At 39.9% G+C, this 24,522-nt stretch carries 27 protein-coding genes; 15 read left to right on the top strand and 12 right to left on the bottom strand.

What is annotated here, in order from left to right:
- Positions 1 to 247: 247 nt before the first annotated feature.
- From B7717_RS00595 to B7717_RS00585, 3 genes are read right to left on the bottom strand one after another with little or no spacing between them, the layout of a single operon-like run.
- Positions 248 to 1,000 (bottom strand): P-loop NTPase family protein, encoded by a 753-nt coding sequence (locus B7717_RS00595; RefSeq protein WP_084943976.1) that lies wholly within the window; start codon positions 998 to 1,000, stop codon positions 248 to 250.
- Between the two features lie 12 nt (positions 1,001 to 1,012).
- Positions 1,013 to 1,483: an RNA-binding protein gene (locus B7717_RS00590; protein ID WP_241502061.1), complete on the bottom strand. Its 471-nt coding sequence runs from the start codon at positions 1,481 to 1,483 to the stop codon at positions 1,013 to 1,015.
- A 47-nt stretch (positions 1,484 to 1,530) separates the two neighbouring features.
- On the bottom strand, positions 1,531 to 1,827 hold the full coding sequence (locus B7717_RS00585) for a hypothetical protein (RefSeq protein WP_084943974.1): 297 nt from the start codon (positions 1,825 to 1,827) through the stop codon (positions 1,531 to 1,533).
- A gap of 410 nt (positions 1,828 to 2,237) precedes the next feature.
- Between B7717_RS00585 and B7717_RS00580 the strand changes: the two genes are divergently transcribed.
- The gene (locus B7717_RS00580; RefSeq protein ID WP_084943973.1) at positions 2,238 to 3,149 is read left to right on the top strand and encodes a hypothetical protein; all 912 of its coding nucleotides are present in this window, start codon (positions 2,238 to 2,240) and stop codon (positions 3,147 to 3,149) included.
- A gap of 40 nt (positions 3,150 to 3,189) precedes the next feature.
- Here the strand turns inward: B7717_RS00580 and B7717_RS00575 are convergent, their stop codons facing one another.
- A complete protein-coding gene (locus tag B7717_RS00575; RefSeq protein ID WP_084943972.1) occupies positions 3,190 to 3,525 on the bottom strand; it encodes a helix-turn-helix domain-containing protein in 336 nt (111 codons plus the stop codon).
- A gap of 154 nt (positions 3,526 to 3,679) precedes the next feature.
- On the opposite strand from B7717_RS00575, the gene B7717_RS00570 reads away from it, so the two are divergent.
- Positions 3,680 to 6,304 carry an SEC10/PgrA surface exclusion domain-containing protein gene (locus B7717_RS00570; RefSeq protein WP_084943971.1) on the top strand — a complete coding sequence of 875 codons (2,625 nt, stop codon included), beginning with the start codon at positions 3,680 to 3,682 and terminating at the stop codon, positions 6,302 to 6,304.
- Positions 6,305 to 6,583: 279 nt separating this feature from the next.
- Here B7717_RS00570 and rpmG read toward each other — a convergent pair whose 3' ends face one another.
- Entirely contained in the window at positions 6,584 to 6,733 is a 150-nt protein-coding gene (rpmG, locus tag B7717_RS00565) for a 50S ribosomal protein L33 (RefSeq protein WP_001265622.1), read from the bottom strand.
- A 15-nt stretch (positions 6,734 to 6,748) separates the two neighbouring features.
- Complete coding sequence (gene rpmF, locus B7717_RS00560; RefSeq protein WP_000290417.1) at positions 6,749 to 6,931, bottom strand: 50S ribosomal protein L32; 183 nt, start codon at positions 6,929 to 6,931, stop codon at positions 6,749 to 6,751.
- Between the two features lie 220 nt (positions 6,932 to 7,151).
- On the opposite strand from rpmF, the gene ilvD reads away from it, so the two are divergent.
- Positions 7,152 to 8,855: a dihydroxy-acid dehydratase gene (gene ilvD, locus B7717_RS00555; RefSeq protein ID WP_000137380.1), complete on the top strand. Its 1,704-nt coding sequence runs from the start codon at positions 7,152 to 7,154 to the stop codon at positions 8,853 to 8,855.
- A 174-nt stretch (positions 8,856 to 9,029) separates the two neighbouring features.
- Here ilvD and B7717_RS00550 read toward each other — a convergent pair whose 3' ends face one another.
- Positions 9,030 to 9,371: a metal-sulfur cluster assembly factor gene (locus B7717_RS00550; protein WP_001204052.1), complete on the bottom strand. Its 342-nt coding sequence runs from the start codon at positions 9,369 to 9,371 to the stop codon at positions 9,030 to 9,032.
- A gap of 123 nt (positions 9,372 to 9,494) precedes the next feature.
- Here B7717_RS00550 and rgg point away from each other — a divergent pair, with 123 nt between their 5' ends.
- The 12 genes from rgg to B7717_RS00480 all read left to right on the top strand — a co-directional run bounded on the left by rgg (position 9,495) and on the right by B7717_RS00480 (position 18,695).
- A complete protein-coding gene (gene rgg, locus B7717_RS00540; protein WP_000434958.1) occupies positions 9,495 to 10,346 on the top strand; it encodes a quorum-sensing system transcriptional regulator Rgg in 852 nt (283 codons plus the stop codon).
- 197 nt (positions 10,347 to 10,543) lie between these two features.
- Positions 10,544 to 11,791, top strand: a complete 1,248-nt coding sequence (locus tag B7717_RS00535) for an MFS transporter (RefSeq protein WP_084943970.1) — start codon at positions 10,544 to 10,546, stop codon at positions 11,789 to 11,791.
- Positions 11,792 to 11,868: 77 nt separating this feature from the next.
- On the top strand, positions 11,869 to 13,149 hold the full coding sequence (hisS, locus tag B7717_RS00530; protein ID WP_000775841.1) for a histidine--tRNA ligase: 1,281 nt from the start codon (positions 11,869 to 11,871) through the stop codon (positions 13,147 to 13,149).
- 143 nt (positions 13,150 to 13,292) lie between these two features.
- Positions 13,293 to 13,496 carry a helix-turn-helix transcriptional regulator gene (locus tag B7717_RS00520; protein ID WP_000916947.1) on the top strand — a complete coding sequence of 68 codons (204 nt, stop codon included), beginning with the start codon at positions 13,293 to 13,295 and terminating at the stop codon, positions 13,494 to 13,496.
- Entirely contained in the window at positions 13,496 to 13,684 is a 189-nt protein-coding gene (locus B7717_RS00515) for a hypothetical protein (RefSeq protein WP_001046120.1), read from the top strand. The genes B7717_RS00520 and B7717_RS00515 overlap by 1 nt, the downstream gene beginning before the upstream one ends.
- The gene (locus tag B7717_RS00510; RefSeq protein WP_033583605.1) at positions 13,671 to 13,868 is read left to right on the top strand and encodes a hypothetical protein; all 198 of its coding nucleotides are present in this window, start codon (positions 13,671 to 13,673) and stop codon (positions 13,866 to 13,868) included. The genes B7717_RS00515 and B7717_RS00510 overlap by 14 nt, the downstream gene beginning before the upstream one ends.
- A gap of 2 nt (positions 13,869 to 13,870) precedes the next feature.
- Entirely contained in the window at positions 13,871 to 14,221 is a 351-nt protein-coding gene (locus B7717_RS00505) for a PspC domain-containing protein (RefSeq protein ID WP_033583608.1), read from the top strand.
- An 18-nt stretch (positions 14,222 to 14,239) separates the two neighbouring features.
- Positions 14,240 to 14,974: a DUF3169 family protein gene (locus B7717_RS00500; protein ID WP_033583609.1), complete on the top strand. Its 735-nt coding sequence runs from the start codon at positions 14,240 to 14,242 to the stop codon at positions 14,972 to 14,974.
- A gap of 9 nt (positions 14,975 to 14,983) precedes the next feature.
- On the top strand, positions 14,984 to 15,625 hold the full coding sequence (locus B7717_RS00495; protein WP_000771224.1) for a CPBP family intramembrane glutamic endopeptidase: 642 nt from the start codon (positions 14,984 to 14,986) through the stop codon (positions 15,623 to 15,625).
- 17 nt (positions 15,626 to 15,642) lie between these two features.
- Positions 15,643 to 15,861 carry a hypothetical protein gene (locus B7717_RS00490; RefSeq protein ID WP_000832176.1) on the top strand — a complete coding sequence of 73 codons (219 nt, stop codon included), beginning with the start codon at positions 15,643 to 15,645 and terminating at the stop codon, positions 15,859 to 15,861.
- A gap of 151 nt (positions 15,862 to 16,012) precedes the next feature.
- Positions 16,013 to 17,776 carry an aspartate--tRNA ligase gene (aspS, locus tag B7717_RS00485; protein WP_084943969.1) on the top strand — a complete coding sequence of 588 codons (1,764 nt, stop codon included), beginning with the start codon at positions 16,013 to 16,015 and terminating at the stop codon, positions 17,774 to 17,776.
- Positions 17,754 to 18,695: a YitT family protein gene (locus B7717_RS00480; protein WP_000806300.1), complete on the top strand. Its 942-nt coding sequence runs from the start codon at positions 17,754 to 17,756 to the stop codon at positions 18,693 to 18,695. Before aspS ends, B7717_RS00480 begins: the two co-directional genes overlap by 23 nt.
- A gap of 33 nt (positions 18,696 to 18,728) precedes the next feature.
- On the opposite strand, the gene B7717_RS00475 is transcribed toward B7717_RS00480, so the two are convergent.
- From B7717_RS00475 to B7717_RS00455, 5 genes are all read right to left on the bottom strand, one after another.
- The gene (locus B7717_RS00475; protein WP_001145418.1) at positions 18,729 to 19,715 is read right to left on the bottom strand and encodes a LacI family DNA-binding transcriptional regulator; all 987 of its coding nucleotides are present in this window, start codon (positions 19,713 to 19,715) and stop codon (positions 18,729 to 18,731) included.
- A gap of 9 nt (positions 19,716 to 19,724) precedes the next feature.
- Entirely contained in the window at positions 19,725 to 20,525 is an 801-nt protein-coding gene (locus tag B7717_RS00470; RefSeq protein WP_084943968.1) for a DUF1189 domain-containing protein, read from the bottom strand.
- A 180-nt stretch (positions 20,526 to 20,705) separates the two neighbouring features.
- Positions 20,706 to 21,548, bottom strand: coding sequence for a sugar ABC transporter permease (locus B7717_RS00465; RefSeq protein ID WP_084881636.1), 843 nt, complete (start codon positions 21,546 to 21,548; stop codon positions 20,706 to 20,708).
- Between the two features lies 1 nt (position 21,549).
- Positions 21,550 to 22,842 carry a carbohydrate ABC transporter permease gene (locus B7717_RS00460; protein ID WP_000431414.1) on the bottom strand — a complete coding sequence of 431 codons (1,293 nt, stop codon included), beginning with the start codon at positions 22,840 to 22,842 and terminating at the stop codon, positions 21,550 to 21,552.
- 126 nt (positions 22,843 to 22,968) lie between these two features.
- Complete coding sequence (locus B7717_RS00455; protein WP_000095460.1) at positions 22,969 to 24,240, bottom strand: extracellular solute-binding protein; 1,272 nt, start codon at positions 24,238 to 24,240, stop codon at positions 22,969 to 22,971.
- Positions 24,241 to 24,522: the final 282 nt, after the last annotated feature.

Here is a 24,522-nt window from a genome sequence, read left to right as displayed (position 1 = left end):
TTAACTATTTATTGTAATGTAGCGAAATTTCTACGCTTTTATTCTCTCACAGTTTCAGGAAGTAATCACCCTAAATAAAAAGTTATAGAATAACGTTGATATAACAGCATTTTAAGGGAATTGAGCATTTTACCCTAAAGTGGAATTTACATAGCTTTAGAACAAGGTCAAATGGAACGGGGGTCTTTACATGTCCCCCGTATAATAGCCAGCTAAAGCTGGCGAGGCTGTAAGACCATCTGATTCTCTAAAGTGAATCAGGGTCAACAGCCTCTTCATCAAGAAAATAGCAGTCTGATCGTTGAACAGCCTCCCGAATCAGTTTTTCTAAAGGAGGCATATTGTGACTTGGTACAAGTATATGACGACTATCTTGCCCATCTATCTTCATGTAGCCGACACCTCTTGGATTGTTTCGCACAATGTCATTTTTTTCATCAGAAAAGAGCATTGAGACCGTTTCTTTAGATAATTTGCCTAGTGCAATTACTGTACCTATAGAATCACGTGATAACCCCAAGCTTGCTTTATGGGCATCTTGCTGGGAAATAATGACAAAAATTGAAAAGGACCGTCCTAGTTGAATAAGGCGAGTATAGTCTTTAATAGCTTGTTCACGCTCCTTTTTGTCTAGGCTATTTTGCCACGCATTGAACTCATCGAAGCAAACCACTACAAATTCTCTGGAACTATCGATTCCTTTTTGGCGATTTTCAAGGATTTTTAATCCTAGAGTAAGTAATTCTGAAACCTCATCAAATCGCTTAAATCCTTTACAGCCATTTAGAAAGGCAAAGTCTGTATCAGCTTTGTAATCACCAATAAGGACCGTTGCTTCTGGGTAGGTACAAGCAAACCTTGCTAAAAAGACCTTTGTTGCATAGGTCTTACCTGAGCCTGAGGAGCCTACCAAAAGAGCGTGAGGTACACGCTCAACTGGTATATCCCAGAAAAAATGATTTCTGTACTCAAATAGATTTTTATCAAGAAAGCATTTCATCTGTTAATACTCCTATTTAGAAGTGTAAGAAAACTGAATTCCCAAATTTAGATAATACTGATTATTATACCGTAACAGTTTTCCAAATTGAGGCGTAACAGAAAGCCACTGCCCTTTGTCTGACCAGCTTTCATAGGTTGTAGATTCAGCTAGGTATTTGTTAAACTGTATTAAAAAGACTTGTTGAACATAGCTTTCTTCATTGATATCAGGTTTCTTTGATAACATAATTGGAAAACTAACAAGGTGAGAGCTATTGTCATCGTTACTTTGCAAGAATCGAATGTAGCGACTATCAAAAAGAAGTTTTTGACCTGAAACAGTGGCGCTTTCTTCAATTACCTGTTCAATATCTGCTGTGATTGTTGGAAGGTTTAACTGAAGCGTCTGATCCTGTTTCTGCTTTTTTCTAATTTCACTTACCCTAAGAGCTAAATAAAGAAATCCAGCAAATAAGATAATCAACCAAGATATAAACGACATATAATGATTCCTTTCTAAGGATAAGGGGAGATACTCCCCATTACCCATTAAACCAATTCAATAAAAGCAGACTTAGCTTTTACTGAGAGCGCAGCACGGTTCCCATTAGTGTAGGCGTTGATAGAAACATTTTCGAGAATAATTTCTACTTTTTCATCAAATAAAGTCGTAAAGTCAGAGACATTAACTATATCAGCCTTGATATTTGTTTGACTAAATCGACCGTCTGAAGTTCGTACACCGATAGTCAAATTTGTTTGACCAGTGCTGAGACCAGATGTAAAGTCTTTTACTTCCGATGCACCAATTAAGCGACCTTGTATTGTTGTTTGTGTAGCTTCCATGAGTTATCCTTTCTAGCCGTTTTATTAAGAGCATCAATATATTTACGGTCTTTTGAATATATTGAAGATATGTATTGTGTGATAGCTACCTCACATCTTAATTATTCCATAAAAACTGACAAGACTTTACCTAAATTCGCTTAAAATGTAAGTAATAATTTTTCTTGGTTTTTTTTTAAGATTTTTTTCTGTTCTCACTATTGTTTAAAGCTTGCTACATAGCACTTTCAGTGGAATATAATTTATTATCTACCGAGATTATTTGGTTCAAAAAAAAAATAAATTTTTGTAAGATTGTTATTGAAAACGTTTTACCCTAAACTTTTATAAAAACCCGTTAATATCTTGACGTTTAAAATGTATTAATGCTAAAATGATACATAAACTTTTTTGTGTAAAGGATGTTTGCTATGGAAGAAAAAAAAGAAGAACGCATGCTTGTTGCAGTTACAGTTAATTTGATGCACAAAATGGAAGAATTTAAAGGGTTTAAAGAAGAACAAGGGATTAGTGGAGATTATGAAGCTAAAATTGCTTATCTAGCAGAAAAGTTTCACATGAGCGACCAGACAGCAGAAAATTTGTTGTCTGGTAAGGTAGTTTCTAAAAATAATTATTTAGCTATTTTTCCTTCCTTTGACAAAGATAATATAAACAAAAAATCTACTGCATTAGAAAGATTTGCAGAGACTATTGTGGATGAAATAGAGAAGGAAAATGAAGATTATATTACAGAAGTATCTAATATAATCACTAATAAATTAGAAAAACTTGATTTAAAAAATATGGCAAAAGCTGTATTATCAGATGATAAACGAGTGGAATCATTAAAAAACTCCATAATATCAAACTTAAAAAGTGTAGAGTTCCCAAATAAGAAAACTAAAATTAATGACTACGCTCTAATTGTATGGATTGATCACTTTTATAAGAGTATCTCTGAACAAGATAATCTATTTGAAATTATTAGCAAATTAGATACTTTGTCGAAAGCTATTGAATATCTTCCTCTTGTTGAAAAGATATTTGAGTCTGAAAAAAATATTGAAATATTGTCTCGGTTAGATAATCGTCTTGCTTCATTTATGTTAGTTGAACATCTAGAAGAGTTAGGTTTATTGGATTGCATTGAAAAAGCAACTGATGAACTAGCTGGTATGAATGAATTTAACATTAAATTTGGAAAAACTTATGATAAATTGGTTTTACTAGATTGGTTATTCAATAACGCTAAGAAAGCATTGAATGGTGAAGATATATCTGAATTTATTTATAGTCAGACTAAAACAGGGCATGGTATAAAGAGAGAAACTAAAAACTAAATTAGCAAATTTAAAAAAGCCAAGTTCAAAAATACTTGGCTTAATTTATTTGTTTTAATATATCTCGGAGAGCTTTTATAGTAGGTTCTCTTTTTTCTGTTGGTAGGTTTCTAATATCTTCAATGAGTTGTGAAAATTCTCTGCTTTGATGTTGATTTTCAATATTAAAAAAAGTATTTATATCAACTTCAAGTGCTTGTATGATTTTTTCAATGGTCTCAAGCTTAACGTTTAACTGTTTATTCTCTAATCTATAGATATAGTTGAATCCCAGATCAGCCTTTTCTGCTAGATATTCTTGTGTCATCCCGCTTTTCAGTCTTAGAAGTCTGATTTGTTTTGCAACAAATTCTCTTAAATTTATTTTTTCAGTCATGATAGTACCTCATAACTATCATACAAGTTTATCTCATTGAATAAATCGTTATCAAAAGACTGAAATTATAACAAAAATAGTATTTTAAAGACTGTAAAATGTGGTATAATATTATTCATAAAACAGTCTTTTAAGACATAAAGGAGTTTATACGATGGAATCAAACACTCAAGGTCATGGCACCATCAAGAAATTGCGCACAGGTGCAGTTATTTCAACGCTTGCAATCTCGGCTCTAGGGGTAGCTAATGGGGTATCAGCTAGCGAAACTGAGGTAGCGGTTAATGAGCCTGCAACTAGGGTAGTTGCTAAGGACGAGGTAGTCCCTAAAGTTCCGAGTCAACAAGACGTTGATAAGGCTAGGGCTGAATCAGATAAGGCTAATCAGGATGTAGCTAAGCAAAAAGAAGTTGTTTCAACTACTGAAGCAAACATTGCTAATGTTGAAAAGACTATCGCTGGCACTACTAAAAAGGTAGAAGAAGCTAAGACTGTCACACCTGAAAATGTTGCTGAGGCTAAGGCTGACGCTGAAAAGAGAGCTAATGAGCTTGCGACTGCTGAAAAGTCTGTAGCTGATGCTGATAAATCTGTATCTGCGACTGCTGAAAAGGTTGCTGACCAAACTAAGGTAGTATCTAATGCTGAAAAGACTGCTACAGATGCATCTAACAAGGTAGCTGAAGCTCAAAATAAAGTAGATTCTCTTTCATCTACTACCGATATTCGTGCACTCGAAAAGAATGCTTACACCTCTACTGTCCAAGTTAGGGTTTCTGAACGTAAGGTAGATGAGGCTCAGAAAAAACTTGACGACGGTAAAAAGGCTGTTGCAGACAAAGAACAGGCTATTAAAGACACCCAAGACAAGATATCTTCTGCGGAAAAAGTGCTTAAACAGGCTATTACAGACCTTAACGATGCTAAGGCTAACCAATCTCAAAAAGAAGAAGCAGTTAAAGCAGCCAAATCCGATATTGACCGTGCTAAAGAAGAGTTGTCTGACCAAGGTGGTAAATATACCGTCAACGTAAGTCAGGAGTATGTAAATCTCCTTAAACAGTACATTTCTAACCCAAGCAAGGAGCTTTCCGACCAACTAAAAGCGCTCGCTTTCAAAGAGTACGAAAAATTTGGTAAAATTACTTTCGATGGTGGGGAAGTTTATCGTTACGACTTGAACTACCCTCAAGCGTCTAAGAAAGACCTTAACACAAAGGTAGATATCAACAATCTTGATTACGAAACTCGTAAAGAGCTTTCTTTGTTCGCAGCAGACCTTATCAACCAACTCCGTAAACAATTCGGTACAGACCCTGTTAAAGTTACAGAAGATGCAATTCGTATTGCTAACGAAGTTGCTCGTACCTCTAAAGAAGAGTATGGTCACGACTTTGATGCCCTTAGCAAGGTAGGAGAAAAAGATAACGGTTTACTTTTGGGTGAGCTTGCAGGTTTCAGTGACGACGAAACAACTACTGTTGCAGACCTTAAACGTCGTATCTATGACGATATATTGTCTATGTTGTTTGACGACTCTCATGCTAAATGGGGGCACGCAAACTCCCTTAGTGGGGTACTTCCAGCAAACCCTAATGTTGGGTACATGCAGTACACTGGTCTTGGTTTCCGTTCTAACAAGCGTTTTACCTCTGTAATCCACTACATCAAGATTTCAGATAACTTACTTTCAAACAATTCAAAATTTGATAAGACAAAAGTAGTTACTGCACCAAGTCAACAAGAACAGCTTACAAAATTGCAGGAAAAAGTAGACTTGGCTGAGAAGTCTTACATCGGTGCATACTCAGCCCTCAAAGAAGCCGAAAGAGGGGTATATCTTGCTAAGACTAGATATGGTAAAGCTGACGATGACCTTTACTTTACTCGCAAACACTTGTCCGATATCCAATTGAACAAGATTGACGTTCCAGCTCTTGAAAAGGCTCTTGAAGACGCCAAAACTCAGTTGGCTGAAGATAAGAAAGCCCTAAAAACTGCTGAAGAAGTTCTTGAACTAGCTAAAACAAACGCTATTGAAAAGGCTAAATCTCTTGCAGCTGCTAAGTCAGCTCTTGCAACAGCTAAGACTGAAAAAGCAACAGCAGACAAGGCTCTTGAAACTGCCAAAGGTGAGTTGGAAGTTCTTACTAAGGCTCATGATGTAGCAGTCTTGGCTCGTAAGTCAGCAGGTCAAGACCTCGCTCGCAAACGTGAAGCATCTAAAGAAGCTACTGACACTTATACAGTTCTTGAACTTGCTCTTACTAAGCGTGATGAAGTCCTTAAGGCTTTGGACAAAGAGCTTACTGATGCCAAATCTAAGCTTGGTGTACTTCGTGCTGAGTTGGAAACTGCTAAGGAAGAGTTGGCTCGTCTTGGGGGTATCGCTGAAGTTAAGGCTCGTGGTTATGAAAACTTTAAGCAACTCAAAGCTGAACATGACGCATACCTTGCTGAACAACAACGCTTGCAAGCTTTAAAAGACAAAGCAGATGCAATCCGTAAAGCAGGCGGTCAACCTAAGGAAGTCACTAACGCTGACGGTAAAGTTGTTGACATCGTAGATGCGAAGGCTCAAAACAAGCCTGTAGTTGCGACAGTAGGAACTAAAGACGATAAAACATATCAAGCTCCTGCAAAAGCTACAAATGCAAAAGCAGAACCTAAGAAACAACTTCCAAATACAGGAACTAAGGGATCGATGCTAGGATTATTAGGCTTGGGGTTACTAGCAGGTTTAGGATTAGGGTATACCAAAAAGAACTTAAGAAAGTAAAAATAAAAAATCTTCTTACTTATTGTAGGAAGATTTTTTTGGATTCCTAAAATTTATTGAAAAGACTGCGCTATTCCAACAATTTTTAGGAATGAAAAAAGTCCTAGAAAATTCTTAGGACTTTACATTCTTCGATTGTTGACTTTCTTTTTTATTTCAAAAAAGGTTGCCAAAAAGGTTGCCATAGAACTGATTTCAAATGATTTGTAATGAAATTCAATATTTTAAAAATCGCATGAAATCAATGTTTTTCAGTATGTACTGAAATGTAATGAAACCTTATTTCACTTCTGTAAACACTACGTGCTTGCGAAGTTTTGGTGAGTATTTCTTCAATTGAAGACGGTCTGGAGTGTTACGTTTGTTTTTAGAAGTAAGGTACAAGCGTTCACCAGATTCTTTGTGTTCAAGTGTGATATTTACGCGCATGGTATCTCCCTTCTATTATTCAGCTGATGCAGCTTTAGCGATTTTACGTCCTTTGTAGTATCCTTTAAGTGATACGCGGTGAGAACGTGAGTAATCTCCAGTAGTTTCGTCAAAGTTTACAGATGGAGCTGTTACTTTGTAGTGTGTACGACGTTTGTTTTTCTTCGCTTTTGAGGTGCGACGTGCAGGTACTGCCATTTTCTTTTCTCCTTTAGGTATTTAAATTCGATTCAATCTAGTGATTTTCATCAACCATACTAGGATAACACATTTTTTTTGTAAAGTAAAGTTACTTGACAAAAAAAGATAAAAAAATTAGAAGCTAGTAATCGAAATTTTCTGAAAATTCAAGAATTTTATTCTGTTCTTCATGCGGAAATTGTGCTATAATGGTAAAAACTGAAATGGGAGGGAACAAATGACAGAATTAGATACACGTCACCGCAGTAGCGTTTATGACAGTATGGTGAAATCACCAAACCGTGCCATGCTTCGTGCCACTGGAATGACAGATAAGGACTTTGAAACACCGATTGTGGGAGTGATTTCAACTTGGGCGGAAAATACACCATGTAACATTCACTTGCATGATTTTGGGAAATTGGCTAAAGAAGGTGTCAAATCTGCGGGCGCTTGGCCTGTTCAGTTTGGAACCATTACCGTAGCAGACGGGATCGCCATGGGAACGCCTGGTATGCGTTTCTCTCTAACATCTCGTGACATCATCGCGGACTCTATTGAGGCTGCGATGGGTGGTCACAACGTGGATGCCTTTGTCGCTATCGGTGGCTGTGACAAGAACATGCCTGGTTCTATGATTGCCATTGCCAATATGGATATTCCAGCTATTTTCGCCTATGGTGGTACTATTGCACCGGGAAATCTTGATGGCAAAGACATTGACTTGGTTTCTGTCTTTGAGGGTATCGGAAAATGGAACCATGGTGACATGACAGCTGAGGACGTGAAACGTCTCGAATGTAATGCCTGCCCTGGCCCTGGTGGCTGTGGTGGTATGTATACAGCTAATACCATGGCAACTGCTATCGAAGTTCTCGGTATGAGTTTGCCAGGATCTTCATCTCATCCAGCTGAATCAGCTGACAAGAAAGAAGATATCGAAGCAGCAGGACGTGCTGTTGTCAAGATGCTGGAGCTTGGTCTCAAACCATCAGATATCTTGACTCGTGAAGCTTTTGAAGATGCCATCACTGTAACTATGGCTCTCGGTGGTTCTACAAATGCCACTCTTCACTTGCTTGCCATTGCCCATGCGGCTAATGTTGACTTGTCACTTGAGGACTTCAATACGATCCAAGAGCGCGTGCCTCACTTGGCTGACTTGAAACCATCTGGTCAGTATGTCTTTCAAGACCTCTACGAAGTCGGTGGTGTCCCTGCGGTTATGAAATACCTCTTGGCAAATGGTTTCCTTCATGGCGACCGCATCACATGTACTGGTAAGACAGTCGCTGAAAACTTGGCTGACTTTGCAGACCTTACACCAGGCCAAAAAGTCATTATGCCACTTGAAAATCCAAAACGTGCAGACGGTCCGCTTATCATCTTGAATGGGAACCTTGCCCCTGATGGTGCGGTTGCTAAAGTATCAGGTGTGAAAGTGCGTCGCCACGTTGGACCAGCTAAGGTCTTTGACTCAGAAGAAGATGCTATCCAGGCTGTTCTGACAGATGAAATCGTTGATGGCGATGTAGTTGTTGTCCGTTTCGTTGGGCCTAAGGGTGGTCCTGGTATGCCTGAGATGCTATCCCTTTCATCCATGATCGTTGGTAAAGGTCAAGGAGACAAGGTTGCCCTCTTGACGGATGGACGCTTCTCTGGTGGTACTTATGGTCTGGTTGTCGGACATATCGCTCCTGAAGCTCAGGATGGTGGACCGATTGCTTACCTCCGTACAGGTGATATCGTTACGGTTGACCAAGATACCAAAGAAATTTCCATGGCCGTATCAGAAGAAGAACTTGAAAAACGCAAGGCAGAAACAACATTGCCACCTCTTTACAGCCGTGGTGTTCTCGGTAAATATGCCCATATCGTATCATCTGCTTCACGCGGAGCCGTGACAGACTTCTGGAATATGGACAAGTCAGGTAAAAAATAAACTTAAAAAGCAAGCCATTTTCGGCTTGCTTCTTTTCATCTTCAAAAGTGATTTGCCTGCTTATACTCAATAAAAATCAAAGAGCAAACTAGAAAGCTAGGCGCAGGTTGCTCAAAGCACAGCTTTGGGGTTGGAGATAAAGCTGACGTGGTTTGAAGAGATTTTTGAAGAGTATTAACGAGGTGGCAGTCCAAGGGCAATACGGCCGTAGCGACTGATTCGTGTGATCTTCCAAGCAGGCGACCAGGTAACTTCAACCTTGACATCTTCGATACCCTCGATTTGTTTCAGACCTGCGACGATTTCGATAGGCAGGCTTTCGGCGCAATCACAGGCAGTATCGGTGAAGGTCATGACAATCTTACAGAGACCTGTTTCATCCAGATTGATTTCATAAATTAAGCCCAGATTGTACACATCCAATTCCACATCTGTATCAAAAACCTTCTCTAGTTTTTCGATAATTTGGTCTTGTAAAGCCAAAGCGCGGTCATTGATTTTGATATCGTCTCTCATAACAGTCCCTCCACCTGATAAATATCCTCTATTTTCTCATAATTCTGACAATTTGGCAAGTTTTTGATGAATTTTCTGAAAAATATGATAAAATGAAGAAAATATGGAATCAAGGGGAAGTCTATGGAGCAGATTGGAAAAGTCTTTAGACAATTACGAGAGTCAAGAAATATCTCGCTGAGACAAGCAACTGGGGGACAATTTTCGCCGTCCATGTTGTCCCGATTTGAAACAGGTCAGAGTGAGCTTTCGGTGGAAAAGTTTCTATTTGCCCTAGAAAATATATCTGCTAGTGTAGAGGAAATCCTCTTTCTGGCGAGAGGTTTTCAGTATGATACAGATTCGGAGTTGAGAAAAGAAATCACAGATGTTTTGGATTTAAAGAATATAGCACCTCTTGAGGACTTATATCGCAAGGAGTATCAAAAGCATGCCCATTCTCAAAACAAACAGAAACATATTCTAAATGCCATCATTATCAAGTCTTATATGAAGAGTATGGATGAAACGGTTGAGTTAACGGCAGAGGAAGGGAAAGTCCTTCATGACTACTTGTTTTCTACTGAGATTTGGGGAATCTATGAACTCAATTTGTTCTCAGTCAGTTCTCCGTTCTTGTCTGTTTCTCTTTTTACTAGATATGTACGAGAAATGGTCCGCAAATCCGATTTTCTAATGGAAATGTCTAGTAATCGAAACCTTTTTCATACTATGCTATTGAATGGTTTTTTAGCCAGCATTGAGTGTGAAGAATTTACCAATGCCTCTTATTTTAAACGTGTCATCAAAGAGCATTTCTACAAGGAAAATGAGACCTATTTCCGAATTGTCTATTTGTGGGCTGAAGGTCTTCTTGATAGCAAGCAGGGTAGAGTCAAGGAAGGTCAGAAAAAGATGGAAGATGCTGTCCATATTTTTGAGATGCTTGGTTGTAACAAATCTGCTGAATACTACAGAAATACAACCGATTGTTGAATATCTGCAAACTAAGAAAATAATTTGAAAATTTAAGCGATAGAACTTTTGACTACTCTCAGGTCGTTACAAAAGTTCTATCGTTTCTTTGCTCATTTTGTGTGTTGCATATATTCAAAAGTTTTCCCTTTCAATTTCTAAGTGCTATACTATAGTCATACTTCATATAGGGATTATAACAAGAAGGGAGATCACCTATGAAACTATTGTTTAGAAATCAAGCTTATCGACTCTTGACTTTGTCGCGCTTCTTCAATGCCTTTGGTGCTTCGATTTTTAACCTGGTATTTATCGTTTATGCATCGACCTTGCCACAAGCCTCTTTTGCTGTTGCTATGGCGAATATTGTCATGATTCTTCCGACTCTCTTTACAGTTTTTGTAGGGATTCGGGCAGATTACACAAGGGACAAGGTCAAATGGATGGTCTATAGCGGTTTGTTTCAGGCGGTTTTATTTTTTCTGGCAGCCCTAGTTGTTCAGCAAGCTAGTCTCTTTGCCTTTTCTAGCCTGTGTTTGATCAATGTCATCAGTGATTTGATCAGTGATTTTGCTGGTGGTTTGCGAATGCCTCTCGTTAAGGAAAAAGTAGCTGAAGAGGATCTGATGGAAGCTTATTCTTTTTCCCAGTTTATCACATATATTTCAGCTATTGGTGGTCAAGCTTTTGGAGTTTGGCTCTTAGGTCTATCGGTCAACAATTTTTCCCTTGTTGCGGGAATCAATGCCTGCTTTTTCCTAGTATCAGCCTTTATTCTCTTTTTAGGAAAAAGCAAATTGAGTCTGTCAATGTCATCTGCTGATGGTAAAAAACTAAAAAATGAGAAGCTTTCTATCAAAGACCAGTTCCTAACAATTTACCGAAATTTACGTCTCGTTTTTCTTAAAGGTGGACAGAAAAACTTTGGTTTCATGATCTTTGCTGTCTTGCTTATTAATGCCTTGGGTGGGGCTTTAGGAAGCATCTATAACATCTTCTTTTTGAGCCATTCTCTCTTGAATTTTTCTTACACAGAGGCACTATTTATCAATCAATTCTGTGTTTTAGTAGCAATCATCATCAGTAGCCTTACGGGCAATGATTATTTTGGGAAGCAGTCTTTGCCTAGATTGATGATGTGGGCGACCGTAGGACTCAGTCTAATTGGTCTAGCTAATGTATTCAATCAAGTCGTGCTTGGTTTGCTATTTCTATTTTTAACTCTGTATGTGTCTGGTAAAGTTCAACCAAAGATTAGTGCCATGCTCATGAAAAATCTAGCTCCAGATGTTCTAGCTCGTACCAGTAATTTTTTAGGTTTATTGTTTACCTTATCCATACCTGTGGGAACAGCTTGTTTTTCACTTATAGCTGTATGGAATATACAGTTGACTTGGATGCTATTTGTTGGTCTTTCCTTGCTGGCTATTCTTTTGACAGTTATTAATCTCAAAAATGATATTTGAATCCTAATTTTATTCATACTGTTTTAATCCCTCTATTTATGGTAAAATAAGACTATTAAGTTTAAAGAGGATTCCCAATGAAATTACAAAAACCAAAAGGAACGCAGGATATTTTACCTGCTGAGTCTGCCAAGTGGCAGTACGTTGAGGGCTTTGCTCGTGAAATTTTCAAGCGCTATAACTATGCGGAAGTGCGCACGCCTATTTTTGAACACTACGAGGTCATCAGTCGTTCTGTCGGGGACACGACTGATATCGTAACCAAGGAAATGTACGACTTCTATGACAAGGGTGACCGCCATATCACCCTCCGTCCAGAAGGAACTGCGCCCGTTGTCCGTTCCTATGTGGAAAATAAACTCTTCGCACCAGAAGTGCAAAAGCCAAGTAAGTTCTATTACATGGGCCCTATGTTCCGTTATGAGCGTCCACAGGCAGGGCGTTTACGCCAATTTCACCAGATTGGTGTTGAGTGTTTTGGCTCTAGCAATCCAGCTACCGATGTGGAAACCATCGCTATGGCAGCTCATTTCTTGAAAGAAATCGGCATCCAAGGTGTCAAATTACACCTCAACACTCTCGGAAATCCTGAGAGCCGTGCGGCTTATCGTCAGGCCTTGATCGACTATTTGACACCACTCAAGGAGACCCTGTCGAAGGATAGCCAACGTCGTTTGGAGGAAAATCCTCTCCGTGTCTTGGACTCTAAGGAAAAAGATGACAAGGTGGCAGTAGAGAATGCGCCGTCTATCTTGGACTTCCTTGATGAAGAAAGCCAAACTCACTTTGATGCTGTGCGTCAGATGTTGGAAAATCTGGGTGTAGACTATATCATCGATACCAATATGGTGCGTGGTCTGGACTACTACAACCACACGATTTTTGAATTCATCACTGAAATCGAGGGCAATGAATTGACCGTCTGTGCAGGAGGTCGCTACGATGGCTTGGTTGCCTACTTTGGTGGTCCTGAAACTGCTGGATTTGGTTTTGGACTTGGTGTAGAGCGCCTGCTTCTCATCCTTGAAAAGCAAGGTGTAACCCTCCCTATCGAAAATGCCCTAGATGTCTATATCGCAGTCTTGGGTGAAGAAGCAAATGTCAAGGCCTTGGAATTGGTACAAGCCCTTCGCCAACAAGGATTCAAAGCAGAACGTGACTACCTCAACCGAAAGCTCAAAGCTCAGTTCAAGTCAGCCGATGTCTTTGCGGCTAAGACCCTCATCACGCTAGGAGAGAGCGAAGTCGAAAGCAGACAAGTGACGGTTAAGAACAACCAAACACGAGAAGAAGTTCAAGTATCCCTTGAGACCATCAGCCAAAACTTCTCAGACATCTTTGAAAAATTAGGCTTTTAATAGTAGAAAAACTGGTCAGGACCTTACTCCTGACCGTTTTCTTTTGCAAAATGACAAAAATCATAAACTTTTTGACAAATATAGTTGTCAAAAAGAAAAAGATGTGTTACAATGTAAGCAAGTTAAGAGTGAAGGAGAAAGGAATGCTTAAAAATCGTTTAAAAGAGCTTCGGGCTCGCGATGGTCTCAATCAAACAGAGCTGGCCAAACTAGCTGGCGTGTCCAGACAGACCATTAGCCTACTAGAACGGGACGAATACACCCCGTCCATTGTGATCGCCCTGAAGATTTCGCAGATATTCAATGAACCAGTCGAGTCGGTATTTCGGATAGAGGAGGACGAGTGATGAACAAGTATAAAGTGATTTATTATATGAGTGTTTTTGCCTTTATTGTGAATGCTTTTGCTATGATTGGAACATTACTGGGTTGGTTCTATTTTGTTGAAAGTAAGTATTTGTTTTGGATTAATTTAGTCCTCTTGTCCATTTTCAATCGGTTGAAGAAAAAGGAGAAAAATGATGAACAAGTATAAAGTAATCTATTATGTAGTTGCCATAGCTCTATTAGTCAGCGTATTTCTACTGATTGGGATGGACCTAGGCTGGTTTAATCCATATCAAAGCGACCAATTTGTTTGGACCTACTTTGCTCTCATCCCAGTAGTTGACTGGATTGAAAAGAAATCCAAAAATCTAGCAAGTGAAAAAGGAGAATGAATATGAAAAAGTTTTTAGCAGGTTTTCAAGTCGATACTGAGCACAAAGAACTTGCAGGTGTTTGTGCAGGTTTAGGAAATTATTTTAACATTCAAGCCAATATCGTTCGTTTGGTGACAGTCTTGCTGTTTCTCTCTTCGACAGAGATTGGGATTATAACAGTAACTCTCTATGCCTATCTAGCAGGTTGGCTTGGCAATGAACCCTTGGGAGATGGAGCAAAAAAAGCTAGAAACCAAGCTATTTTCTTGTTTGCTGTTTGTTTGATTTTAGTATCACTTGGAACAGAGGGCTTGACAGCTATTTATGAATCAGGTAAAGTGTTTGGTCAGTGGTTAGTTGGATTGGTTTAGTTTAGAAAGAGTATGAATATGAAAAAGAAACGTGGATTGTTATTTTTAATGGCTGTTATCTTGGGAGGCTTCTTGGGCATGTTTGCAGAGATGTTTAAGGCCTATACCGAAAACTACGGAACCATTTTAGATGTCAAAACCGTGACTCCATGGATATCATCTATTTGTTTACTGTTAGGTTTCATTAGTATGTTTTTGACTTTCGATTTCTTAAAGAAAAGCAGAAAATTTCACTCCTTGTATCAAGAGGAAATGGATGATGATCTGAATGAAACCTATTATGTACAAATGTATCGTAATCTCGAGTTTGGAACTATTGCTTTTAATAGTGCAGGCGTAGCGATTTTTTTGGCTCTTTTCATCTCAGGTAGTGAAGTAATTGTACTAAATATCAGCTATATAACCTTATCTCTTTCTTTTTTGGCATTAGTGATGATTTTCAGTGCTCAAAAATATCTCTATAAGACCATTGCGATCGTTCGTCAGTTTGATTTGGAATTCTTCTCTACACCAAAAGATGTCTTGGACTATATAAACTCCTACGATGAAGGGGAGCGCAAGGCTAATTTGGAACAAAGTTTTCGAATTTTATTCCAATTAAACCAGTATGTCTTGCCAGCTCTCTATTTTCTAATCGTTCTCTTTTCCTTACTGACAGGAGAGATTCAGTTACTAGCCTTCTTGCTTGTAGGAGCGATCCATATTTATATCAATGTGATGCAATTACCTATGGTAAAACGTTATTTCAAATAGGAGTCTTTTATGAAATTACTTAAAAATCTTGGCTGGTTTCTTCTAGCTGTTCTATCCTTTTTCTTTGGCTATGGTCTGGTTCAGAGTACGGCGCTGTCAGCTCTTGGACTAGGGGCTTCAATCTTTGGAGTCTTACCACTTTATGTCGTCCTATCAGGGGCCTATGTTTATGGAGTTTACAGATGGTATCAGACAGAAAAGGTTAGCATCCAGACGACAGCTTTTAATCGTTATATCTGGTTGCCTACTCTGGTTTTGCTAGTGGCGATTACAGCCCAGTTCTTTTTGCCAGAAGATCCGTCAGTCAATCAACAAATCGTATCACAATTGACAGTTGCTCAGCCTGTATTTGGTTTCTTTATGGTGGTAGTCTTTGCTCCTCTGACGGAAGAACTCATCTTTAGAGGGATGCTGGCGCGCTATCTCTTTCCTAAGCAGAACAACAGCAAACAGACAGCTCTGTTTCTCCTCGTATCAAGTGTGCTTTTTGCCTTGATTCATTTTCCAGGGACTTTGCAACAGTTTTTAGTTTATGCTAGTCTGGGATTAAGTTTGGGTCTGGCTTATGTAAGCCGAAAAGGTCTTCTTTATAGTATTTCTCTCCACGCTTTGAATAATTTAATCGGCTTTTTGATGATACTCATGCTATAATAGAGTCAGGAGGTCACATGAAACGAGTAATTTTATTAGCAGTGATACAGGCGGTCGTTCTCTTCTTTATCATCGGGGCACTTGCCTATGCCTTTAAAGGCGATTTCTTTTACAACTATCTAGCAGTTGTCTTTGCGCCTATTGCAGGTGTCTTGCGTTTTGCTTCGGCTTATGCGACGGAGATTGTTCTACCTAAAAAGGCAGCTGAGATTGCTGAAAAGCGTAAAAAAGGTTAAGAATCATAAGCAGAGAATCCGATGACGTTTTCATCGGATTTTTTGTCTGTTCGTTTTGATTTCTAAAGACAATCAAACTTTTCTGCTGATTTTCATGAAGAGCCTGCGCTTTTATGGTAAAATAGTAACAGAATAAAAGAGGAGAGAAAACATGAAACGTAGTATGTATGCTGGTCGTGTTCGTGAGGAACACATCGGACAAGAAATGACCTTGAAAGGATGGGTTGGCCGTCGTCGTGACCTTGGTGGTTTAATCTTTATCGACCTTCGTGACCGTGAAGGAATCATGCAGTTGGTTATCAACCCTGAAAAAGTATCTGCAGAGGTTATGGCAACAGCTGAAAGCCTTCGTAGCGAATTTGTCATTGAGGTCACTGGACAAGTTGCTGCACGTGAGCAAGCCAATGATAAGTTGCCAACGGGTGCAGTTGAGTTGAATGTGACAGCTCTGGCAGTGCTGAATACAGCTAAAACAACACCTTTTGAGATTAAAGATGGGATTGAGGCCAATGACGATACACGTTTGCGTTACCGTTACCTTGACCTTCGTCGTCCAGAAATGCTAGAAAACCTTAAGCTTCGTGCTAAGGTGACTCACTCTATCCGTAATTACTTGGATGAGTTGGAGTTTATCGATGTGGAGACGCCATTCCTTTCTAAATCAACGCCAGAAGGGGCGCGTGACTATTTGGTGCCATCTCGTGTCAATAAAGGGCATTTCTACGCTCTTCCTCAAAGTCCACAAATCACTAAGCAACTCTTGATGAATGCTGGATTTGACCGTTACTACCAAATCGTCAAATGTTTCCGTGACGAGGACTTGCGTGGTGACCGCCAGCCTGAGTTTACCCAGGTCGACTTGGAAACGTCTTTCCTTACGGAGCAAGAAATCCAAGATATCACCGAAGGCTTGATTGCGCGCGTGATGAAAGAAACCAAAGGCATTGACGTGACGCTTCCATTCCCTCGTATGAAGTATGATGACGCGATGGCTCTTTACGGTTCTGACAAACCTGATACCCGTTTTGACATGTTGCTTCAGGACTTGACAGAAGTTGTCAAGGGTGTTGATTTCAAAGTCTTTTCAGAAGCACCTGCCGTTAAAGCCATTGTGGTCAAAGGAGCAGCAGATAACTACTCACGTAAAGACATTGACAAGATGACTGAAGTAGCCAAACAATATGGTGCCAAAGGTCTTGCTTGGGTCAAGGTGGTTGATGGAGAATTAAACGGACCAGTTGCAAAGTTCTTGACTGGCATTCAAGCAGAATTGACTGCAGTACTTGGTCTTGAAGATAAGGACTTGGTTCTCTTTGTGGCGGATACGCTTGAAGTAGCCAATGCAACCCTTGGTGCCCTTCGTGGACGTATTGCCAAAGAGCTTGACTTGATTGATAACGATAAATTCAATTTCCTTTGGGTGGTTGATTGGCCAATGTTTGAATGGTCTGAAGAAGAAGGTCGCTACATGAGCGCCCACCATCCATTTACCCTTCCACAGGAAGAAACAGCTCACGAATTAGAAGGTGATTTGGCTAAGGTTCGTGCCATTGCTTACGATATCGTCTTGAATGGTTATGAGCTTGGTGGTGGTAGTCTTCGTATCAATCAAAAAGATCTTCAAGAACGCATGTTCAAGGCTCTTGGTTTCTCAGCTGAAGAAGCAAATGACCAGTTTGGTTTCCTTCTTGAAGCCATGGACTATGGTTTCCCACCACACGGTGGTTTGGCGATCGGTCTTGACCGTTTTGTGATGCTCTTAGCAGGAGAAGAAAATATCCGTGAGGTCATTGCCTTCCCTAAGAACAACAAGGCAACCGACCCAATGACACAAGCTCCATCAACAGTCGCTCTCAAACAACTAGAGGAACTCAGCTTACAAGTAGAAGAAGATGAAACAAGCAAAACGAATTAAGCGGTGGCGCTATTATCTGCGCCGCTTTGCTTATCAGATAAAAATCTTACGAGTTTTACAAAGTATCTCTCGGGAAAAATATGATGAGAAAGTATCGGCTTCTCTGGTTTATGGCTTTTTGTCAGCAGTAGCAGTCAATTTCTTTTTTCAACCAGGGCACGTTTACTCCAGTGGCGCGACGGGTCTGGCACAGATTATCTCTGCCTTGAGTAATCACTGGTTTGGTTTTTACATTCCGATATCGCTAACCTTTTATGCTATCAATTTTCCGTTGATGATTTTGGCTTGGTATCAGATTGGGCATAAGTTTACAATCTTTACCTTTATCACAGTATCCATGAGTTCCCTCTTTATCCAGCTTGTGCCAGTTGTGACCTTGACAGAGGATCCCATTATCAATGCCCTTTTTGGGGGTGTTGTCATGGGCTTGGGGATTGGTTTTGCGCTCCGTAACAATATTTCTAGCGGAGGTACAGATATCGTTAGTCTGACCATTCGAAAGAAAACAGGGAGAAATGTCGGTAGTATTTCTTTCTTAGTGAATGGGACGATTATGCTGATAGCAGGTTTGACCTTTGGTTGGAAATACGCCCTCTACTCTATGATTACCATCTTTGTCTCCAGTCGTGTGACAGATGCGGTCTTTACCAAGCAAAAACGTATGCAGGCCATGATTGTGACCAATAATCCTGACAAGGTAATCGCAAAAATCCATAAAAAATTGCACCGTGGAGCAACCATGATCCACGATGCAGAAGGAACCTATAATCATGAGAGAAAAGCAGTCTTGATTACGGTTATCACACGAGCAGAGTTTAATGATTTTAAACACATCATGAAACAGGTCGATCCGACAGCCTTTGTCTCTGTATCCGAAAATGTCCACATCCTCGGACGATTCGTAGAAACAGACAATTAATAATACTCAAAAGACCAGCCTTGGGGCTGGTCTTTATTTTTCGATAATTTTGTGTCCAATCAACTGGCGGTAACAAATCTGTTTATTGTTTTTAGCATCGTTGATGATCTGGAGAATGGTTTCAAAGGAAACGCGCCCGAGTTCTAAGCTATTGATATCCACATAGGCTGCCAAGTTCAGTTTAGGGTTGACCGAGTCAAAGCTGAGGACAGGGACATCCAGTTGGTGTTTTGCGATGTAATCACAGACCCCTGCAGCAAGAAGGCTATCAATAGTAATAATAGCATCAATATTTGGATCATGCTCGAAGAGAAGTTTACTAAAGCGATAACCATTATCTTCAAGAAATTCGGTCGCAAAGTAGGTCAGATTTGGATCAATAGGAAGTTGGTATTGTTTAAGAGCTAACTCATAACCCATTAGACGATCTTGTGTTACGAAAAGTTTTTTGGTTCCTCCGATGAAGGCAATTCGCTTGCATCCTTTTTTGATGAAATATTCTGTTGCATCAAAACCTGCCTGGACATTGTCATTATCGACGAGCGGAATGAAGGGAGATAGAGATTTACCTAAGATAAGGAAAGGAAATTGCTCATCTGCTACTAGCTTAACCAAAGGATCTTCTTCTTGGGCATAGAGGAAAATCAAACCATCTACACGCTTACCATAGACCATCTGGGAAATAGCTTTGAGCCGCTCTTTTGCATCTTTCCCCGTTGCAATCTGAATAGCATAGTGGTTCTCAGATGCCACTTGGGCGATCCCTCGTAGAACAGATGGGAAGAAAGGATTTTGGTAAAAGGCATCCGAGTCGTCAGGGAGCACTAGGCCGATAACTTGAGTATAGCTACTTACCAAGCTACGAGCATTGAGATTGGGGTGGTAGTTGAGCTCCTTCATCGCCTTGCGAACTCGTTTTTTGGTTTCATCACTAATCGTTGATTTGTTTTGAATAACGCGGGTAACAGTTGAAGGTGAGACACCTGCTGCCTTGGCCACGTCTTTAATCGTAACGGGCATAAAAATCTCCTATTTATGATAATCTGGATCACGGAAGTGTGTCTTGTAAAAAATGGTGACCAGATAAAGAACAAAAAGAATGTTTTGTACAGTGATAAGGGTCGCCATATTTTGGCCAAAAAGTCCCAAAATAAGCGTAATCAGAGTGGGTAATCCTAAACAGTTCAAGATAAAATGGTAGCACTCTTTAAAGGTCCTAAATGAAAAGAGGCGTGATTTTTTGGTGATATAAAGGAGGAGACTAGCTCCAAGAGAGACAATAAAGAAATTCAATCCAAAGAGGAAGCTTGCACCAAGAACGAGAAAGAGACTGATATAGACACGGTTCTGTTGGTACCAGTCTTTAGAAATAGCCTGGGTTAAAGTTTCCTTACTCTGGAAACTCTCCGTTTGAATGGCGTGGTAGCGAATGCGAGTTAGTTCCTTACTTTCCTTACTGATGACGAGTTCTTTCGTATCAAAATGAAGTTGCAAATCCTTTGGCAATTCCTTACTTGGACTTGGGCCAATCAAAAGAGAAGGCTGCTGATTCTTTGTACCTGAGTAGTTCAGCTTTCCATCAACGATTTGTGCATTCTCTGACAAGTCCATGATGGCTTCATCTGTCAGGGGTGTATAGACATTATCGATAAAGGTATCCAGTGGATACGTTTCCTGTGAGCTGTTTTGAATGGCAATGGGTACCATAGACAAGCTGATAAGGAAGAGACTGGTAAAGAGGAGTTGAAACCAGTTGAGTCCAAAACGTTTTGACAGGGGCTTACGAAATCCCCAAATACTTGAAAAATATGAAAATGGATATGGAAGCATTTGTATCTTTCTAAAAGGTGTTTTCTATATGAGTATTATTATATAGAGAAATGTGCTTTATTTCAAGTCTAGTAGATAAATTGCTTACTGAAAAGCTGATTTTGCTACTATTTGCGGTCTTGTGTCTAATCTTTTAACTTTAGAAACAAGATCAAAATGAAAAAGGGTGGCGGGGATAGATTATCCCTTGTCGCCACCACTTGTAAGTCCTGAAACAAAGTTCTTTTGTAGGAAGAAGAAGAGAATACAGATTGGAAGCGCGATGAGGATAGCACCTGCTGAGAAGTAGGCGATCTTCAAGTTTTTCACATTGCTGACAAAGGTCTGTAGACCAACGGCAACTGTAAAGTATTCTTTCTCACGAAGCAAGAAACTAGAGAGGATATAGTCTCCGAAAGGTCCCATGAAGGCCCAGAGGGCTTGTACCGCAACCATTGGGCGAACAAGAGGGAGAACGATTTGCCAGAAGCGGCGGAAGTGTCCTGCACCATCTAGTTTTGCTGATTCATCAAGAGACATTGGTACTGTGTCGAAGTAGCCTTTCATCAACCAAGCATTCATCGGGATACCGCCACCAACGTAGAGGAAGATGAGGAACCAGCTATGGTTAAGGGCGTTCAACATAAGTGCCATAACGAAGAAGGCTGTTAAAGCGGCCATGGTTGGCACCATTTGGATAATCAAGAAGAAGACCAAACTTTGCTTACGAGCCAAGAAGTTGTAACGGCTGTAAGCATAACCAGCAAGTACGATGATACTTGTTTGAACAACCATGGTAATCAAGGCAATAATCAAGGTATTGAGATACCAAGTGCCGTACAAGGTTTCAGTGAAGAGCCCTTGGAAGTTGGCAAAGCTAAAGTCGACGTTAGCATCTAGTTTAAAGGCTACGACATTACCAGACTTGAAGGCTGACATAATGGTGATCAAAAGTGGATAGATAATCACGATTGAAAGGCCAATCAAGTAGAGGTAAGTGAGGGTTTGAGTCAGTCTACGTTTGAGTTTGATTGAGTTATTCATCTTAGACGTCCTCCATATCAAATGCGTGTAGTTTCTTGAATGCGATCATAGAGATAGAGATGACAATGATTGAGATAATCAAGGTAACAGCTGCCGCCATAGAGTATTGAGGAGATGTACCTGTTGTCAAACGATAAATCCATGAGATCAAGATATCGGTTGAACCGGCTCCACCACCAACGCTACCAGGACCTCCGCCGTTGAAGAGGTACATGATAGAGAAGTTGTTAAAGTTGAAGGTGTATTGGCTGATCAATGTTGGTGCTGCAACAGCCAAAATCATAGGGAAAGTGATGTTGCGGAATTTTTGCCAAGCATTGGCACCATCGATGTAAGCCGCTTCGTAGAGGTCGTTAGGAATCGACTGCAAGATACCCAAAGTCAAAACGTAGATGTATGGGAATCCTAGCCAACCTTGCATCATAATCAAGGCAATCTTCGTCCAAGTTGGGTCTGTTTTCCAAGGGATAAGAGCACCGTCAAGGAAAGGAAGAACCTTAGCCAAGATAGGCAATACTTGAGTGTTGATCGCTCCGACACTATCGTTAAACATGTTTGAGAATGTCAAGATAGTGATGAAGGCTGGAACAGCCCAAGGAAGAAGGAAAATAACACCAAAGATACGTTTTCCTTTGATAAATGGTTGGTTAGCAATGATAGCGGTGAAGATACCAATCACAATCTGCAAAGTAGAAGCAGACAAGGCCCAGATGATGGTCCAAGAAAGAACCGCACCGAAGGCTGAACGGAAGGTACTTAAGCTCCAGATGTTTGTAAAGTTAGTCAAACCAACCCAGTCCAACAATTTGTTTGGTGGCAAGTGTTGGAAGTCGTAGTTAGTAAAGGCAATCATCAAGGTTACGATAACTGGGAAGATAATTGCAAATGTCATTGCTACATACGATGGGATAATCAAAAGGTATGGGAATCCATTCTCATAAATACCTTTGATCATATCTTTAAAAGTCCGTGGGACAGGAATTCCATTGTTAATACGTTTTGCGATTGTATGTGCATCTTTAATATTTGAGAAATAAAAGAGCACATAAACGACTACAAAGATTAAATGGAAGGCACCACGAATCAGCATAAAGAGGGAATTATCACGACCTGGCTTGTCACCAAGAGTGATCAAATTGTGCAATTCCGGCGCTGCAAGTGCTAGGAAATAAAGAACAAATACGATAGTTACACCAAGGAAGATAAAACCTTTGGCCTTTTGTTTATTGTAAATCTGTCCTAACCCAGGAATCACTGAAAGCAAGGCTGCTTTGCTAGGTTGTTGGTTTTCCATGAATACTCCTTTCATAGGATACGAGATTGAAGTTTGTCTCCAATCACTAGATAGGCAACTGCAATCATTCGTAAATTTATAAAATCAAAGGGGGATTTGTATTCTCCCCCCTTGTAACGAATTCAATTATTCACCAAATTTTTGTTTGATTGTTTCTTTGATCAATGTAACAGCATCGTTAGCAGCTGTCTTAGCATCTTTTTTACCACTTACAGCGTCAAAGAGCATTGTTTTAGCTGGATCCCAAACAGCTGACATTTGAGAAATGTTTGGCATTGGTTGAGCGTTCTTGAACTGTTTGATAACAGCTGTTGTCAACTCATCGTTTTTACCTTCAGCGTATGAACGAGCTTCAGTGTTAGCTGGGATTTCGTTAGTTGCATCGTAGAATGCTTTTTGTTGTTCAGTTGAAACAAGGAAGTCTACAAATTTTTGTGCAGCTTCAAGGTTCTTAGTGCTTGATGGGATGATCCAAGCTTTACCACCACCGAATGGTGTGTAGTCTTTACCATTTGGAAGAGTTGGAATAGTAGCAACACCGTAGTTTACTTTAGCATCTTTGAATGCTTGAGCTTTCCAAGGACCGTCGATGATAGCAGCTGTTTTACCTTCTTGGAATTGAGTTTGGATCAAGTTTGCAGCACCTTCAGTATCTTGCATACCTTTAGGCCATTTTTCGTACCAAGATTTAGCGTAGTTGATACCTGTGATAGAACCGTCGTTTGCAAGACCGATGTCTTTAGCGTCTTTACCGTTTTGTCCGAATACGTAACCACCGTTACCAGCAAGGAGTCCGTATGCGTAGTAGAAGTTTGTCCAGTCGGCTAGGAATGCAGTAGTTTTGCCATCTTCACCAGCGAAAGCGTATTTGCTGTCTTTAGCAAGTTCTTCTAATTCAGCAAAAGTTTTTGGAGCTTCTTTTAGCAAGTCTTTGTTGTAGTACATAACAAGTGACTCAATAACGGCAGGAGCACCGTAAACTTTACCGTCAGCAGCTGTTACAAGAGATTTAGTCTTATCATCTGTTTTAGCGCCGTCGCTCAAAGTAACTTCTGAAAGTTGTCCGTCAGTACCAAGGCTACCTACGCGGTCGTATGGTGCCATCATAACGTCAGCAGCTTGACCTGATTGGTTGTCAAGAGAAAGTTTGTCAAGTCCACCAAGTTGGTCACCTGATTTGATGTTAACTTTTGTACCTGATTCTTTTTCATAAGCTGCAGCAACTTTTTCAGCGTAGGCTTTGTATTGGTCTTCAACGTAGAAAGTGATTTCTTTTGCTTCAGATGAGCTAGTATCAGCTGCTTTATCAGCAGTTTTGCTTCCGCAAGCTACCAAAAGTAAGCTAGCAAGAGTAGCAGTTCCGAGCACAGCAGCGCTCTTCATGAATTTAGATGACATAGTGTATTCCTCCTAAAGAATAACAAAAATAATTTAATGAGAAAACGCAAACGTTTTCTTTTACGAACTTAGTATAGCACAAATAGAAAACGGTTGCAAGCTTTTTTAAAAAGTTTTTTAAAAAAATTTTAAGGTTTCAAACATTTGTTAAAGCCCATACATAGGAAAGAACTTAAAATGTTTGTTTTTTTTGAATTGAAAATATATTAGGAAAACGATTGCGTAAATTCGGCTCGGTTTTTCAGAAAATAGAGCAGATATTGGGAATGAATTATCTTAAAT

This window comes from Streptococcus oralis subsp. oralis (assembly GCF_002096495.1).
GTDB lineage: Bacteria > Bacillota > Bacilli > Lactobacillales > Streptococcaceae > Streptococcus > Streptococcus oralis_CU.
This window is presented reverse-complemented; position numbering and strand designations above follow the sequence as displayed.

What these genes read in the sequence shown, in the direction of transcription:
- B7717_RS00500 (WP_033583609.1), top strand. Translation starts at nt 14,240, where the DNA reads ATGAAAAAGAAACGTGGATTGTTATTTTTAATGGCTGTTATCTTGGGA.
- B7717_RS00495 (WP_000771224.1), top strand. Translation starts at nt 14,984, where the DNA reads ATGAAATTACTTAAAAATCTTGGCTGGTTTCTTCTAGCTGTTCTATCC.
- B7717_RS00585 (WP_084943974.1), bottom strand. Translation starts at nt 1,827, where the DNA reads ATGGAAGCTACACAAACAACAATACAAGGTCGCTTAATTGGTGCATCG.
- B7717_RS00535 (WP_084943970.1), top strand. Translation starts at nt 10,544, where the DNA reads ATGAAACTATTGTTTAGAAATCAAGCTTATCGACTCTTGACTTTGTCG.
- hisS (WP_000775841.1), top strand. Translation starts at nt 11,869, where the DNA reads ATGAAATTACAAAAACCAAAAGGAACGCAGGATATTTTACCTGCTGAG.
- rpmG (WP_001265622.1), bottom strand. Translation starts at nt 6,733, where the DNA reads ATGCGCGTAAATATCACACTTGAACACAAAGAATCTGGTGAACGCTTG.
- B7717_RS00550 (WP_001204052.1), bottom strand. Translation starts at nt 9,371, where the DNA reads ATGAGAGACGATATCAAAATCAATGACCGCGCTTTGGCTTTACAAGAC.
- aspS (WP_084943969.1), top strand. Translation starts at nt 16,013, where the DNA reads ATGAAACGTAGTATGTATGCTGGTCGTGTTCGTGAGGAACACATCGGA.
- B7717_RS00505 (WP_033583608.1), top strand. Translation starts at nt 13,871, where the DNA reads ATGAAAAAGTTTTTAGCAGGTTTTCAAGTCGATACTGAGCACAAAGAA.
- B7717_RS00465 (WP_084881636.1), bottom strand. Translation starts at nt 21,548, where the DNA reads ATGAATAACTCAATCAAACTCAAACGTAGACTGACTCAAACCCTCACT.
- B7717_RS00510 (WP_033583605.1), top strand. Translation starts at nt 13,671, where the DNA reads ATGAACAAGTATAAAGTAATCTATTATGTAGTTGCCATAGCTCTATTA.
- B7717_RS00575 (WP_084943972.1), bottom strand. Translation starts at nt 3,525, where the DNA reads ATGACTGAAAAAATAAATTTAAGAGAATTTGTTGCAAAACAAATCAGA.
- B7717_RS00455 (WP_000095460.1), bottom strand. Translation starts at nt 24,240, where the DNA reads ATGTCATCTAAATTCATGAAGAGCGCTGCTGTGCTCGGAACTGCTACT.
- B7717_RS00580 (WP_084943973.1), top strand. Translation starts at nt 2,238, where the DNA reads ATGGAAGAAAAAAAAGAAGAACGCATGCTTGTTGCAGTTACAGTTAAT.
- B7717_RS00470 (WP_084943968.1), bottom strand. Translation starts at nt 20,525, where the DNA reads ATGCTTCCATATCCATTTTCATATTTTTCAAGTATTTGGGGATTTCGT.
- B7717_RS00480 (WP_000806300.1), top strand. Translation starts at nt 17,754, where the DNA reads ATGAAACAAGCAAAACGAATTAAGCGGTGGCGCTATTATCTGCGCCGC.
- B7717_RS00515 (WP_001046120.1), top strand. Translation starts at nt 13,496, where the DNA reads ATGAACAAGTATAAAGTGATTTATTATATGAGTGTTTTTGCCTTTATT.
- B7717_RS00595 (WP_084943976.1), bottom strand. Translation starts at nt 1,000, where the DNA reads ATGAAATGCTTTCTTGATAAAAATCTATTTGAGTACAGAAATCATTTT.
- ilvD (WP_000137380.1), top strand. Translation starts at nt 7,152, where the DNA reads ATGACAGAATTAGATACACGTCACCGCAGTAGCGTTTATGACAGTATG.
- B7717_RS00520 (WP_000916947.1), top strand. Translation starts at nt 13,293, where the DNA reads ATGCTTAAAAATCGTTTAAAAGAGCTTCGGGCTCGCGATGGTCTCAAT.
- rpmF (WP_000290417.1), bottom strand. Translation starts at nt 6,931, where the DNA reads ATGGCAGTACCTGCACGTCGCACCTCAAAAGCGAAGAAAAACAAACGT.
- B7717_RS00460 (WP_000431414.1), bottom strand. Translation starts at nt 22,842, where the DNA reads ATGGAAAACCAACAACCTAGCAAAGCAGCCTTGCTTTCAGTGATTCCT.
- rgg (WP_000434958.1), top strand. Translation starts at nt 9,495, where the DNA reads ATGGAGCAGATTGGAAAAGTCTTTAGACAATTACGAGAGTCAAGAAAT.
- B7717_RS00490 (WP_000832176.1), top strand. Translation starts at nt 15,643, where the DNA reads ATGAAACGAGTAATTTTATTAGCAGTGATACAGGCGGTCGTTCTCTTC.
- B7717_RS00590 (WP_241502061.1), bottom strand. Translation starts at nt 1,483, where the DNA reads ATGTCGTTTATATCTTGGTTGATTATCTTATTTGCTGGATTTCTTTAT.
- B7717_RS00475 (WP_001145418.1), bottom strand. Translation starts at nt 19,715, where the DNA reads ATGCCCGTTACGATTAAAGACGTGGCCAAGGCAGCAGGTGTCTCACCT.
- B7717_RS00570 (WP_084943971.1), top strand. Translation starts at nt 3,680, where the DNA reads ATGGAATCAAACACTCAAGGTCATGGCACCATCAAGAAATTGCGCACA.